General features: G+C 60.1%; 12 protein-coding genes. 9 read left to right on the top strand and 3 right to left on the bottom strand.

Annotated features, from left to right (window positions below):
* A partial coding sequence (locus tag PA598K_RS36050) for an exosporium glycoprotein BclB-related protein (RefSeq protein ID WP_305779551.1) occupies positions 1-1203 on the top strand: 1203 nt, incomplete at its 5' end.
* 433 nt (positions 1204-1636) lie between these two features.
* On the opposite strand, the gene PA598K_RS08920 is transcribed toward PA598K_RS36050, so the two are convergent.
* On the bottom strand, positions 1637-2164 hold the full coding sequence (locus tag PA598K_RS08920) for a GbsR/MarR family transcriptional regulator (RefSeq protein WP_128656657.1): 528 nt from the start codon (positions 2162-2164) through the stop codon (positions 1637-1639).
* Between the two features lie 371 nt (positions 2165-2535).
* Between PA598K_RS08920 and PA598K_RS08915 the strand changes: the two genes are divergently transcribed.
* The 6 genes from PA598K_RS08915 to PA598K_RS37850 all read left to right on the top strand — a co-directional run bounded on the left by PA598K_RS08915 (position 2536) and on the right by PA598K_RS37850 (position 8294).
* Positions 2536-3417: a carbohydrate ABC transporter permease gene (locus tag PA598K_RS08915; RefSeq protein ID WP_128656616.1), complete on the top strand. Its 882-nt coding sequence runs from the start codon at positions 2536-2538 to the stop codon at positions 3415-3417.
* 15 nt (positions 3418-3432) lie between these two features.
* Positions 3433-4278: a carbohydrate ABC transporter permease gene (locus PA598K_RS08910; protein ID WP_128656615.1), complete on the top strand. Its 846-nt coding sequence runs from the start codon at positions 3433-3435 to the stop codon at positions 4276-4278.
* 45 nt (positions 4279-4323) lie between these two features.
* On the top strand, positions 4324-5685 hold the full coding sequence (locus tag PA598K_RS08905; protein ID WP_260405329.1) for an ABC transporter substrate-binding protein: 1362 nt from the start codon (positions 4324-4326) through the stop codon (positions 5683-5685).
* A gap of 76 nt (positions 5686-5761) precedes the next feature.
* Entirely contained in the window at positions 5762-6739 is a 978-nt protein-coding gene (locus PA598K_RS08900; RefSeq protein ID WP_128656614.1) for an HAD family hydrolase, read from the top strand.
* Entirely contained in the window at positions 6736-7083 is a 348-nt protein-coding gene (locus PA598K_RS08895; protein WP_128656613.1) for a DMT family transporter, read from the top strand. Before PA598K_RS08900 ends, PA598K_RS08895 begins: the two co-directional genes overlap by 4 nt.
* 47 nt (positions 7084-7130) lie before the next feature.
* Positions 7131-8294, top strand: coding sequence for a metallophosphoesterase family protein (locus PA598K_RS37850; RefSeq protein WP_260405328.1), 1164 nt, complete (start codon positions 7131-7133; stop codon positions 8292-8294).
* Between the two features lie 574 nt (positions 8295-8868).
* Here the strand turns inward: PA598K_RS37850 and PA598K_RS08880 are convergent.
* Positions 8869-9051 carry a hypothetical protein gene (locus PA598K_RS08880; protein ID WP_128656612.1) on the bottom strand — a complete coding sequence of 61 codons (183 nt, stop codon included), beginning with the start codon at positions 9049-9051 and terminating at the stop codon, positions 8869-8871.
* A gap of 243 nt (positions 9052-9294) precedes the next feature.
* Here PA598K_RS08880 and PA598K_RS08875 point away from each other — a divergent pair, with 243 nt between their 5' ends.
* Complete coding sequence (locus tag PA598K_RS08875) at positions 9295-10827, top strand: methyl-accepting chemotaxis protein (protein WP_128656611.1); 1533 nt, start codon at positions 9295-9297, stop codon at positions 10825-10827.
* A gap of 184 nt (positions 10828-11011) precedes the next feature.
* Here the strand turns inward: PA598K_RS08875 and PA598K_RS08870 are convergent, their stop codons facing one another.
* Positions 11012-11731, bottom strand: a complete 720-nt coding sequence (locus PA598K_RS08870; RefSeq protein ID WP_128656610.1) for a suppressor of fused domain protein — start codon at positions 11729-11731, stop codon at positions 11012-11014.
* Positions 11732-11966: 235 nt separating this feature from the next.
* Between PA598K_RS08870 and PA598K_RS36045 the strand changes: the two genes are divergently transcribed.
* A partial coding sequence (locus PA598K_RS36045; RefSeq protein ID WP_185601738.1) for a sensor histidine kinase occupies positions 11967-13865 on the top strand: 1899 nt, incomplete at its 3' end.

The following is a 13865-nucleotide window of genomic DNA, read 5'->3' as shown; positions in this document are numbered from 1 at the left end:
GGCGATACAGGAGCGCAAGGTCCTTCTGGCGCGCAAGGGGCGAAAGGCGACACGGGAGCGCAGGGTCCGGCGGGCACTCCAGGAGCGAAGGGCGATACGGGAGCGCAAGGTCCGGCAGGCGCTCAGGGAGCTCAAGGCGACAAGGGCGACAAAGGTGACAAGGGCGACAAGGGGGATAAAGGCGATAAAGGTGACAAAGGCGAGGATGGCTCGCTGACAGGCGTCGTTGCCTTCGATCCAGCAGTTGCTCCAACCTACGGGGCTTATCAAATCGTGACGTACCAGGGCAGCACCTATGCGACGCTTGTTAGCTCGCCTACAGGGGTGCCGGACACATCGCTGGACTACCTGTTGGTTGCGGCGGTCGGTGCGACAGGCCCGGCAGGTCCAACCGGTGCGCAGGGCCCTGCTGGCGTGCAAGGTGCCACGGGTGCACAAGGTACAGAAGGCCCAGTGGGTCCGCAAGGCCCGGAAGGCCCACAAGGCCCACAAGGTCCGGCAGGCACGATGGGGCCTGCGATAGCATTTGACCCGGCGGTTGCGCCAACCTATGCGGTCGGGCAAATCGTCACCTATAGCGGCAGCACTTATCAAGTGAATACAGCGCCGCCAAACGGCACGCCGGACACGTCGTCTGACTATATTGTGATAGCTGCCAAAGGCGCTGACGGCAATAGCGGCTCCAGCTCGCAGGGCACGATTATTCCTTATGCTTCGGGTCAGCCGATAGTGGTAACAACGATTGCGGGAGGGTTGTCGAGTACATCGGCGCTGCTCGGCTTCGGTAATTCGGTCAGCGGAGTGCCACAGTATGGGGGAATCATAGACTTAACGGGCTCTGGCGATACCATGCTAAACTTCGCCTCCGTTATGCCAAGGAACGGCACGATTACCTCCATATCTGCATTTTTTAGCACAACGGCGGCTTTATCGTTGGTTGGAACTACGGTGGACATCAAGGCTCAGTTGTACATAGCCCTTGAGGGTTCGAATTCGTTTACGTCTGTAACGTCTGTCACTCTTTCTCCTCCTTTAACGGGAGTAACATCGATCGGTACGACCTCCTATGGCACAACGAGCGGCTTGTATATCCCAGTCACTGCAGGCAGCCGACTGTTGCTCGTTTACTCCGCTACATCGACCGGATTAAGCCTGGTAAACTCAATAACCGGTTACGCCAGCGCAGGCGTAGAAATCCAATAACGCTCATCGTTGCAGCCGCTTCTGCCTTGCTGGGCGGGGGCGGCTTTTCTCTATTTGACAGGCGATTCCAATCTTGTTCATTGGTTGTTGAGAACCGTAGTGTAGACTAAGGGCAGGTAAAGAAAGGAGCGGATCGAGTATGGTATACCCTCATGGGCGCGCGGATGAGTTGCGGTCGGCGCAACGTGGACCTGCCGCGATACGTTGGTATGAATTTGGCGCGATCTTGTTAGTCTGTGTGCTGTTGATGAGCTTGCTTACAGCAGTAGGCATACGGCTGGCTTACGGCGAAGAAGGAGCGGGGACCGTTGTGGAGGTACATGGGCAGGAGGCCGGCTACTCGGCGCAGAGGAGATAACCAAGAGCCCCGACCGCCAGCACGACAGGGGATGTAACGGGGCAGTTACGCTAACGCTTGCCCTCGACCTCATCGCTAGCGAGGCGTCTCAAAAAACTCCCCTGCCTCCAGGCGCGCCACAAATTGTTGCAGCCACTCGTAGTAACGCAGGCCATCCCGCAGCTTGTGCAGATCCTGCAGTGCCAGCGCGCGTTCGTCGTCCGTCGTCTCTCGGGCCAGGATCGTCTCGGTCAGCTCCGGGATCGCTTCCTCGATCGCACCGCGCATGACATCGACCTCCCGTTGCAGCTTGACCGTAAAAAAATTGCGGAACGCCTGGAAAAAGTCGGTCTCCGCCCGGTACAAGTCCTGTCGCTCTCGCTTCTCCTCCAGCTTGGTTACCATCCGCGACTCCAACAAAGAACGAACCGCATAGCTCATATTGCTCTTGCTCATATTCATATGGGTCTTCATCTCTTCGAGCGTCATCGGTCGATCCTCGAAATACATCACGCCGTACAACTGGCCAAACGAATGCGTCGCCCCGTACAGGTCCATCGTGTCGGCGATGGCATCGATGACCTTGCGTCGCGCCTGCATGCGCGGGGCATCCGCCGCTGACATCGTTACGGCCTCCGTCTGCTGCTTGTGCTCTCCGCTCTTCGCCTCGACTTCATCCGGGCTTGCGCTAACGCGTCGAGACTTGCGTCTATTCTCGCTGTCATTCCTGCTTTGTCTCTGCTCCGATTCCTGCCTCATCCCGTCACCGCCTCATCGTATTGATCTAGTTCCCATTATACGTGATGTTATACTCGGCTTCAGCACTTTCCGCAAGCGCCGCGTATTTACATGATCTTAGCATCCGGTTTACGCTGCGATAACCATTGGACATAAATATGGATGTACAATTATATTTGAACGAATGGAGATATGAGCTATAATATCACTAATAATATCCATCGTTCAATTTTTATTGAATGGATGTGCAGAAATTCATGCAGACCAACAAGCTCGTCCAAGACGCCAAAGCGCTGCTGTTCACAATGCCGGCGCTGCTGCCGCTGGCCGTCTTCTGGCTGATCCCGCTTGGCTATGCGTTCTACCTCAGCTTTACGGACTGGGACTTCATGGCGGACTACAAGCCCTTCGTCGGTCTGGCCAACTATTCGGCGCTGCTCGCCAATCCGGCCTTCTATAGCTCGCTTAAGGTGACGCTCCTGTTCGCGCTGGGCAATGTGCTGCCGACGCTGATCGGCGGCCTGGCGCTGGCGCTGCTCATGAAGCGGGCGGTGAAGGGCGGCGGCGCCTATCGGGCGCTCCTCTTCTCGCCGTGGGTGACGCCGACGGTGGCGGTCTCGATCGTCTGGTCCTGGATCTTCGAGCCGGAGAGCGGACTGGCTAACAGCATCCTCCGCATGCTCGGCGGCGAAGGTCTCGGCTGGCTCAAGGACCCGGACTGGGCGCTGGTCGCGATCCTGATCGTCACTGTGTGGAAGTCGGTCGGCTGGTCGATGGTGTTTTTCCTGGTGGCGCTGCACAATGTGCCGCGAGAGATCCAGGAGGCGGCTCGCATCGACGGTGCCGGGAGCTGGCAGCAATTTAGCCGAATCACGCTGCCGCTCATCTCGCCGACGACTTTTTTCCTGACGATCGTGCTGATCATCTCGTCGCTGCAAGCCTATGACCAGATCAACGTCATGACGCAGGGCGGGCCGTCGGGCTCGACGCGGACGCTGCTGTATCTGTATTATCAGTCGGCGTTCGAAGGCTTCCGGATCGGCGAGGCCTCCTCGGTAGCGGTCGTGCTCGTGCTCGGCTGCGCGCTGTTGTCGGTCATCTCGTTCCTCGTCAGCAGACGTACGGTTCACTATTCCTAAGGAGGGCTCCATCCGATGACAACCTCGAGTCGGGCGTTTGGCCCGCTGATCCGGCATCTGCTGCTGGTGTTGATGTGCGCGCTGATGGCCTTTCCGTTCTACTGGATGATCACCAATGGTCTGAAGACCAACGACGAGATCTGGCAGGTGCCGCCGACGCTCTGGCCGGAGCAGCTGCGCTGGAGCAACTTTGTCGAAGCGTGGCAGAGCGCGCCGTTTGGCCGCTATATGCTGAACAGTATCTTCGTCGCCGCTGCGATCGCGCTCTTCCAGGTGTGTAACTCGGCGCTGATGGCTTACGCCCTGACGCATATGCCGTTCCGGCTGAAGGGGGCGATGACGTGGCTCATCCTGATCAGCTACATGGTGCCGACGACGGCGGTGTATCTGCCAGGCTACGTCATCCTGTCCCATCTGGGGCTGCTCGACAGCTACGCCGGGCTGATCCTCTCCAACTGCGTCAGCGTCTTTGCGATCTTCCTGATCCGCCAGGCCTTCCTGCAGGTATCGCATGAGCTGGTCGAGGCAGGCACGGTCGACGGCGCTTCCCAATTTCGTATTCTGTGGACGATTATCGTGCCGCTGACGCGCGCTTCCTTTGCCGTGCTGGTACTGATCACGTTCATTGAACAATACAACAATTACTTCTGGCCGATGCTGATCACCAAGGACCCCGACCTGCAGCTCGTCTCGGCCGGCCTGCGCAGCTTTTTCGTGGAAGGGGGTGCATACGGGCTGAAGTGGCCGCTCATCATGGCCGCCAGCGCGTTTACGATCGCGCCGTTGCTGCTGCTGTTCCTCATGACGCAGAAGATCATCATGCAGAGCGTCAACCTGTCTGCCGGCGCCAACAAGGGCTAATCGCAGAGCTGCACCACCACTACGAATCCAGGAGGCTTACTAACGATGATGAAGATCAACAACAAAGGCATCGCTGCCGCGATGACGGCCGGACTGCTGCTGCTGAGCGCGTGCGGCGGCGGCTCGGGAGATACGGGAGCGCCGGCCAGCGGCGATGCGTCTGGAAGCACGAGCGGCACAGCGGCAGAGACGACGGCGAACGCAACCAAGGAGCCGGTAACGATCGAGTTCTGGTATGGGCTCGGCGGCAAGCTCGGCGACCATATGAAGACACTGATCGACAAGTTCAATGCTTCGCAGGACGAGGTCATCGTCAAGGGCATCGTCCAGGGCGACTATACCGAGACGGAGCAGAAGCTGCAAGCCGCTATCGCCACGGGCAGCGTCCCTGCGGCGGTTCTCGCCTCCAACGCCGACTGGGCGCGCAAGGGCTATTATGCGTCGCTCGACGAGCTGATCGCTCAGGATGCGGACTTCAACGGCGAGGATATCGTACCGGCTTTCCTGGAGCAAGGGCAGGTGGATGGGGCGCAATATTTCCTGCCGATGTACGGCACGACCCAAGTCATGTATTACCGCAAGGATGCGCTGGCCAAGATCGGCGTACAACCGGAGGAGCTGATGACGTGGGAGGCGCTGGCGGATGCGGCCCAGCGGATGACGGTCAAGGAAGGCGGCAAGACGGTATTCTATGGCTGGGAGCCGATGTGGGGGAGCGGCAATATGATCGACGCGGCGCTGAGCCGGGGCGGCTCGTTCCTGAGCGAGGACGGCAAGACAGTGACGATCGATTCGCCGGCGTGGATCGAGTCGTGGGAGGCGTTCCGCAAGTGGATCCATGAGGATCAGATCATGCGTATCCACCATGGCGGACAGGGCTGGGAGTACTGGTACAAGACGATCGACGATGTGATGAAAAACAAAGCGGCGGGCTACACCGGCTCCAGCGGCGACCAGGGCGATCTCGACTTCGAGCAGCTCGGCGCGATGGTGCAACCGGGCTGGGAGGGCGTCGGCCCAGGCAAGCCGGTGGCGAGTGCGTTGATGGCAGGGATTCCGGCCAAGGCCAGCGAAGAACAACAGCAAGCGGCCTACCAATGGCTAACGTTCTTCAGCAGCCCGGAGAACACGGCGTACTGGTCGATGAACACCGGCTATATCGCCGTCCGCCAGTCGGCGCTGGAGGACCCGGAGTTCAAGGCCTACAGCGAAGCCAACCCGCAGAGCAAGGTGCCGCTGCTGCAAGCCTCGCAGGCGTCGATGCCGTTCATCGATCCGACCGGAGGCAAGATCACGGATGCGTTGACGATCGCAGCCGACAAGCTGCAGATCGAGAATATCCCGGCCGAGACGGTGCTGCGCGAGGCCCAGGCGACGGCGCAGGCGGCGCTCGATCAGGTGAAGTAGCGGGCGAGGTAGACAGGCATGGGACATGAGGCAGGAGAAAGCGGTGCGACACAGTGAAGATGAGGAGTGAGCGGTCATGTACGAGCTTACAGTGAACGGGCAACGTCTGGACATCGATGCGATCGTGTTCGACAAGGACGGCACGTTGCTGGATATGATGTCGATGTGGGGGACATGGAGCGAGTTGATGCAACAGGCGTTCGATCAGCGTATGAAGCAGGCGGGGAAGGCGAACGGCGCGGAGCGTCTCGCAACGCTATGGGGGCTCGTGCAGGATGACGATGGCGAGATAATCGGCTACGACCGACAGGGCCCGATGGCGATGGGCACGATGGGCGAGCTCTACACGCTGCTGGCGTGGGAGGGCTATCGTGCGGGCCTGTCCTGGGCCGAGGCGAAGAGGCTGGTCTATGACTGCGCCCTCGCCGCCGACGAGGCGATGGAGCGGGCTCGCCCGGCCCGCCTCATCGCGGGGGCCGAGGCGCTGCTGGAGCAGTGCCGCAAGGCGGGCATCCCGATGGCCGTCGTGACGGCGGACGAGACGGAGGCGGCGGTACGGCATCTCGACTGGCTTGGGCTAAGCGAGGTATTCCCGGTCGTCGTCGGCACGGATCAGGCGGAGTGGGGCAAGCCGTTCCCCGATCTGCTGCTGCTCGCCTGTCGCCAGCTCGGCGTCTCGCCGGAGCGGGTAGCGGTCATCGGCGACACCAACGGCGACATGATGATGGGCCGGGCGGCAGGCGCTCCGGTGCGGATCGCGCTGGAGCAGGGCGCGGACAGTGGAGAAGGCAGCACGGACGCTCTCGGAGCAGACGGGGGCAGTCTGGGCGTAAGCGGAGGCAGTTTGGGCGCAGGCGGGGAGCATCGTAGCGCAGGGGATGTCGCGCCTGGCGGGTCAGGCGCTCCGGCGCGAGTGGCGAACCGTGAGCAGGGCGTGATAGAGGAGGCCGCGCGCGGTGGCGGGGCGTCACCCGATTCGGGCGCTTCCTTCCCCGATGCTACGCATATCATCCGCAGCTACGCCGAGCTGCGGCCAGGCAGTCTGGTCGTATGAAGGCGGAACCGGTGATGGGCATCGGCTGGCTGCTGCTCGGCGTGGCGATCCTGCTGGAGCTGTCGGGCACCGTCTCGATGAAGCTGTCGGGCGGCTTCACGCGGCTATGGCCGTCGATCGCCATGTTCATCTGCTACGGCATCAGCTTCACCTCGCTGAACTTCGCGCTCAATTATATGAGTGTCAGCGTCGCGTACGCTACCTGGTCCGGGGTTGGCATCGCGCTGATCGCGATTGCTGGCGTCTTGCTGTTCGACGAGCGGCTATCGCTTGTCTCGATGCTATGGATCGGCGTCATCATTATCGGCGTCGTCGGCCTCAGTATGAGTACGAAGTCGCATTGAAGATCGGCTTGTGACAGCACTACTAATGGACGAGGAGGAATAGGCTTATGCATCAGGAGCAAGGGAAGGGGACGCTGCGTGCGTGCTTCCAGGTCATCACGGATACGCACCTGCGGGATTACGACACGCATCTGTACAACCGCCATTTCGCGCAGGCGCTGGGAGATATTCGGACCGGCGGGTATGCGGAGGGCAGCAGCGGCATCATGCACGCGGGCGACATCACCGATCATGGTCTGGCGGAGGAGTACGAGTCGCTGATACGGCTCGTCGCGGCCCAGCCGGAACTGCCGGCGATCCGCTGCACCGTGGGCAACCACGATGTCGCGCTGGGCAGGTGGGCCTACCGGATCGGCCATTACGAGCAGGCTACCGGTATGCAGGGCACCTATCACGACCACTGGATCGACGGGTACCACTACATCTTCCTGGGGACGGAGACGGGACTGGAGCTGAACGCCGATCTGAGCGAGACGCAGCTCGGGTGGCTCGATGCCAGGCTGGCGGAGGACGCCGCTACGGGGCGGCCGGCGTTCGTCTTCTTGCATCAGCCGATCAAGGATACGACAGCCGGCGCCACGGAGGAGCAGGGCTGGCATGGCGTCGAGCAGGACGAGGCGCTGCGGGCTGTGCTGCTGTGTCATCCGCACGCGATCCTGTTCACCGGTCATACGCACTGGCGGCTGGAGAGCGAGCGGACGATGCATCGTCTGGGCGAGGCGGGACCGCATCTGTTCAATGCCGCCTCGGTCGCGTATCTGTGGCAGGACGTCGTGGACGATGCAGTAGACGATGCAGTGGTGGAGGCGGGGGCGGAGCAGGCTGAGGTAGTAGGCGAGTGCGGAGAAGAAGACGGCTCGCCCGAGGCAGTCCCCGAGTGCGGAGAAGAGGTCGGCTCGTCCCAGGTAGCGGGCGAGTGTGGAGGAGAGGAAGACTCGTCCGATCCAGTCGCCGAGTCTGGCGATTCGGGTGCTGATGCGGAAGAGATCGATCGCGCGCTGGCGAGACTGTCGGCACATGCCGCCTACGTGCAGGGCAGCCAAGGCTATCATGTCGAGATCTATGACGACGCCGTCCTCGTCCGGGGGCGAGACTTTGCGAGCGGCGCATGGGTCGAGGCTGCGCAGTTCCGCATCCCGCTGCCTGTCGGCTCCGCTCCCGCCAGCACTCCCCAGACCGAGCTTGACAAGGTACGGGGTCAGATCGGCTAACCGAGCAGCGCAGGCTCACATTGTCCAGGCCACATCCGATAGAGGGATGTGGCCTCGGGCATCGCTTTAGGCTCCTCGCAAACTTCATTCGCGATACGCGTCTGGCCCGCCTATAAGCAATCCTAAAGCGACCCCTGTCATCGCGTAACTGCAAAAATACCTCTAATTTCGCTCCAAAGCGGATAAAAACGGAATTTTAATGCAAAAGTACAGTTATTTTTGCGACATGGCACATTAGGAGGGGGTTTCACTCCGATTAAGTGTACATTTGCATTTATTTACCTGTTTCCACCCAGATTCGCCGAGAATAAAGGTACTTTTACATTTGTTTGTCTATCAGGTCTTTGTCCGCGGCAGGAACGTTATGTCACAAGGCCGATTTCCCGTGAATAAGTGTTCTGGTAACATTGCTAAATAATTGTATACGCTTACAATTCCTCGAAATTCTCTTGCCCCGAATCTTATTTTACCCCCGTCCATTCGCCCTTGATACTGCTTTGCAGGAAGTCGAAGGTTTTCGGATCGACCGAACTCACCGTTTGGTCCAATAAAATGCCCGTGTTCTGGCTGATCTTTACAATCTCGTCTCCTCTTTCCACTGGAGCTGCTCTTCCATTGTGCTGGCAGGCGCAAGGTCATTAGGGAAGTCTTTTTCCTCCGGGTCCTTGGCGTCGGTAGAGGTCATGAATGCAAAAAAGACGGCGGCCAGGGTGACGGATGCTGCGACGACGGTTACCGTTGTGCGTTTCATTTTCATAATCAATGCCTCCCATTCAACTAGACTGGTTTGAAGCCCTCGCATACATAGACGTAGAATCATATACAAATGTTTGGCTTATAGTAATATTTTATCATTATCTCCCCTTGTTCAGTTTCTGTAGAGGTCCATCAGGTATAATCCACGCGGGGAGCAAAAGGACGGCGGGAGGCTGTTCTTTGCTCTTTATATGCATTTATTCAGATATTCATAATTAAGATTACGATTCAACGGAGGAGAAACATGATTCAGAGTAAAAACAAGCTGATGCTGTGGATGGCGGCGGGGATCGTGCTGTTAAGCGGCCTCGTTCATGTATTGCAACGCGTCTATCATGTATTCGTCGGGCACCATGTGTCGATGCATGGGGAGCAGGCTTCGGCCAGTCCGCTAGCGCTTAATGTCTTTCTGGCAGCGCCGATAGTATTGCTGATCGCCGGGCTGTATCTGTATGTGGCGAGGGGCAAGGATCATCCATGGATTCCCGCATGTCTGGTGCTGGCTTTGACGATGGGCAGTATGTCGATTATTGCCGGCGGTGGCGGTGGCGTCGAGTTTCATTTCTCGATCTTTATGGTCGTTGCTTTTGTGGCATATTACGAGAATACACGCTTGGTGCTGCTGATGACCGCATTGTTTGCGATTCAGCATCTCGCAGGCTTTTTCTGGTTCCCCGAGCTGGTGTTCGGCGTGAAGAGCTACTCCTTCCTCATGCTGGCGGTCCATGCGATCTTCCTGCTGTTGACCTCGGGGGCGACGACGCTGCAGATCATCTCCAAGCGGCGAATCACCGGAGTGCTGGAGCAGCAAAAAGAAGCCAAGCAGCACGAGGCGGCGCAGCTGCTCGCACGCGTCCAGACGTTATCCGATCAATTGGGGCAATCGTCGGTAACGGTCAGCGAGCGCTCGCGGCAGACGATCGGCATGAATGCGGAAATGAGCCGATCCTTCCATGAAGTGGCCTCGGGGATCGGGGCACAGACGACGTCGATCATGAACATCGAAGGCAGCCTGCAGCGCATCCACGAGCGGATCAGCAGCACCGCAGACGCCTCGCAAGCGATCATCGGTCTAGCCAACCAGACATCCCTATCCATCCGGAGCAGCGAGCAGGGGATGGGGGCCCTGGCGGAGCAGATCGGAGCGGCGCGCGAGGAGATGCGGTCGGTGGAGGGACAAATATCGACCTTGCATGACGCGATCCGGCAAGTCGAGCGTATCCTGGTTACCGTCCGGGAGGTTGCGGATCAGACGAATCTGATCGCGCTCAATGCGGCGATCGAGGCCGCCCGGGCGGGCGAGCAGGGCAAAAGCTTCGGCGTGGTCGCAAGCGAAATCCGCAAGCTGGCGGAGAGGAGTCATGAGGCGACGGAAGCGGTCCAAACGATCCTGTCGTCCATCGAGCAGGCGAGCAACGCCTCTGTCGAGCGGAGCGCAGCCAGTCGTCAGGTGATCGAGCAAGCGGTGACCCGGACGACGGAGGCGGTAGAGGACTTCAGGCAGATGAGCCAGGACCTCGCAGCGATGCTCCAATCGGTGCAGGAGCTGGGCAGCTCGATCGCGCAGATCGACGAGGCTTCGCTCCATATCTCGGAGGAGGCCGGCCAGATTACGGGCGTTACGCAGGAGGGGGCGGCTGCGGTCGAGCAGCTGGTGCAGCTGAGCGAAGCGCAGATGCACGCTTACGAGGAAGTGAATACAGAGATCGTCCGCCTCCACGAGCTGTCCGCATCGCTGCACGAGCAGTTCGGACCTTCGGGATCGGACGCGCGTTAAAATAAGAGCATAAAAAGGCTCGCATAGCCGGGGAGCGATACCTCCCCAAGCTATGCGAGCCTTTATTGTTTGGAAGCTTATGCTGACATGGCGAGGATGCCGCCATGCCTGGCACTGACATGGCGAGGCGTCCGCTATGCCGTTCGGGCGCTGGCCGGGGGCGTTACGCGCTCCAGCCGGAGCGTTACGCGTCCTCGCAAGTATTGACCCGATTCGGATCGAATATCTCGTCCACCTCATATTCCTCGAACTTGTCCAGCAGCGCGTCCATGCCATGCTCCAGCTTGTACTCCAGCTCCTCGAGGTAGATGGGGAGGACGGCGTAGAAGTGGACTTGTCGTCCATCCTCCATCTCGAGCGTCAAGTAGTCCTCGTCCACCTGCAGCGGCGGCAGGATCATGAAGGCGCACATGTCCGTATGCTCCGCGATCGGCATCGCCGGATCGCCATGCGGGATCGTATGGCCCCAGCCGAGCCAGGTGTTGTAATCATGCGGCAGCCGGGCGAGCGTCTTGAGCCAGCCGATCGGCCAGTAATAATCGCTCTCCTCCAGCTGCTCGTCAAGCAGCGGCCAGTCCGGTGGCAGACTGATCATCAGCTCCGCATAGGCATAATCCGTCGCGTCCTCCGGCGTATGCATCGGCAAGGCGCTCATACCTGTCGTGTACAATGTATAATAATTGCGCTCCGGCGTCGGACGGACCACATGCACGTCGATATGTACCGTATCCGACAGCAGCTCATGGAACACCGACTGGGCTTCGCCCAGATATCGGTCGGCGTGAGCCTCGATTCGCTCCAGCCATTCGTCCTCGGCGTGCGTCGCCGGTCTCCAGTCCCGCTCGATGTCCTCGTGGCGCAGGATCGGGGCTCCAGAGCCCGAATATTCCGGTGGCTTGGACATGCTTATCGCTCCCTTGATCTAGTATGGGCTTGCCCTCCTATCCTACCATATCCGATCCTGTGGCAGCCAGGTGCGCAAGGCCTGTGCATAGGCGGCGGGCAGCTTCCTTATCGTTCCAGTTTGTTCAGTGGCTGTTTAGCGGATCGCTGTATACTAAGCTCCTGTAGCAGCTTGAAGGGCTTTGTCGAAAGATCGCGAATAGTGTATATACCAAGCAACACACAGGAGATTCCGGATGATATTCAAACGAGTGCTGTTTCTGATTATGATCGCCTTATGGCTGGGCTTTGTCGTCTCGCCGTTCCTCACTGCGGATGCGCCGGAGGCGTGCATACGGTATGAGCCTGGCGTGGCGGACTATAGCGCCTGTGCCTTCGATGACGAGACTGTGTATCGACTGACCGGCGAGTGGGTGCTGGTCCGGGATGCATTCGTGCCGCCGGGGGAGCTCGGAGATGTCGCCCATCAGCCGGCAGAGCGCTACATCTCGGTGCCGTCCGCCTGGAGCGGGCTGTTGCGGGCGGATCGCGAGGAGCGACTCGGCTACGGTACGTATGCGCTTCGCCTGGTGCTGCCTGCCTCGGATCAGGATTATGGCTTGCGGGTGGGCGATATCCGGTCGGCCAGCCAGCTGTTCGCGGACGGCGAATCGGCAGGCGGGCGGGGCGAGCCGGGCGATATGTCCGAGTCGACCGTCTCCCATGCCAAGCCGTATACGGCGACCCTTCAAAGCGCTGGCGGTACGGTCGAACTGGTCGTCCATATCGCCAATTACCGCAACTGGCTGACGGGCATCGCCGAGCCGCTGCTGCTGGGCAGCGCAGAGGCTGTTGCCGGCCAGGCGGCAACCTACGGCCGCTACGATGTCGCGGTGATGGTCAGCCTGGTGATTAGCGGCGTCTATTATGCCTCGCTTGGTATGCAGAGCCGCAAGGAGCCGGCGTTTTTTTGGCTGGCGTCGTTCTGCCTTCTCGCTGCCGTCCATGTCACTGCGCATGGCGAGAAGCTCCTCTACACCTATATCCCCTCCTTGTCCTACGGAACGCTTTACCAGATCCAGATGTTTGCTCCGCTGCTGGCCTTGCTGGCGATGATCGGTTACTTTCATTGTATTCACCCCGATTCGTTATCCCGAGCCGTCTTCCGATGGGCGGGCTCGGCAGTTGCGGTCCTGGCCGTCTTGTCGCTGTTGGTCGGCGAGCGAAGCTCGGCGCTCATCGTCTATCCGGCGCTGGCCTTCGCGCTATTGGCGGTCATCTATGTGGTCTACGCAGTGTTCCGAGCGATCTCCAGACGGCTGACGGGCTCGGTCTATCTGCTCGTGGCGATGCTCGGAGCGATCCAATTCGCGGCTGGGTATGCGGGCAATATGATGCTGATGCATGAGGTATACAGGCAAAAGCCTTATGGCATCGCCATGTTCCTGCTCGCGCAAGGGCTGTTCCTGGGCGCGCGGAGCAAGGAGGCGATGGATCGCATCCGCGAGCTCACCGTAGAGCTGCGGCAACAGAGCGCGGAGAAGGATGAATTCCTGCGGCAGGCCTCTCAGGAGCTGCGAACTCCGCTGCAGGCGATGCTGCATCTCATCCGCTCGCTAATCGGCGGGACGAGCGGGCCGCTCGCGGAGCGGCAACGCAAGGATATGCTGCTCGTCGAGCATACGACGCAGCGCCTCGCTTTCCTCATGAACGATCTCTTCGACTACGAGCGGATCAAGGACGGCAGCCTGGCGCTCCGCCGCCAGCCGCTGGAGCTGGCCGGGCTGGTGGAGGTCGTCCTCGAGGTGTTCCGTCAGGTGCAGGCGGACGGCCAGATCGCGCTCTGCAATCGCATCGAGCCTGGCCGGTACTCGGTATATGGCGATGAGGACCGGGTCACGCAGATCGTCTATCATCTGATCGAGGAGGCGATGCAGGAGCTGGCGGCAGGAGAGATCCGGCTGATCGCGGAGCAGGAGGATAGAGATGTGCGCCTGACTGTCATCGCCTCGGGTCCCGGTAGCGCGGCCAAGGGACAGGCAGAGAGCGTCGGCATAGCGATCAGTCGTCTGCTGGCCAGACTCCATCGAGGCGAGCTGTCGCTGGGACCCGGGACGGAGGCGGAGCGACGCTATGCGGTGCGGCTGCCGCTCGCC

It is taken from the genome of Paenibacillus sp. 598K (assembly GCF_003851045.1).
GTDB lineage: Bacteria > Bacillota > Bacilli > Paenibacillales > Paenibacillaceae > Paenibacillus_D.
Note: the sequence above shows the minus strand (reverse complement) of the source record. Positions and strands in the feature narration are given on the sequence as shown.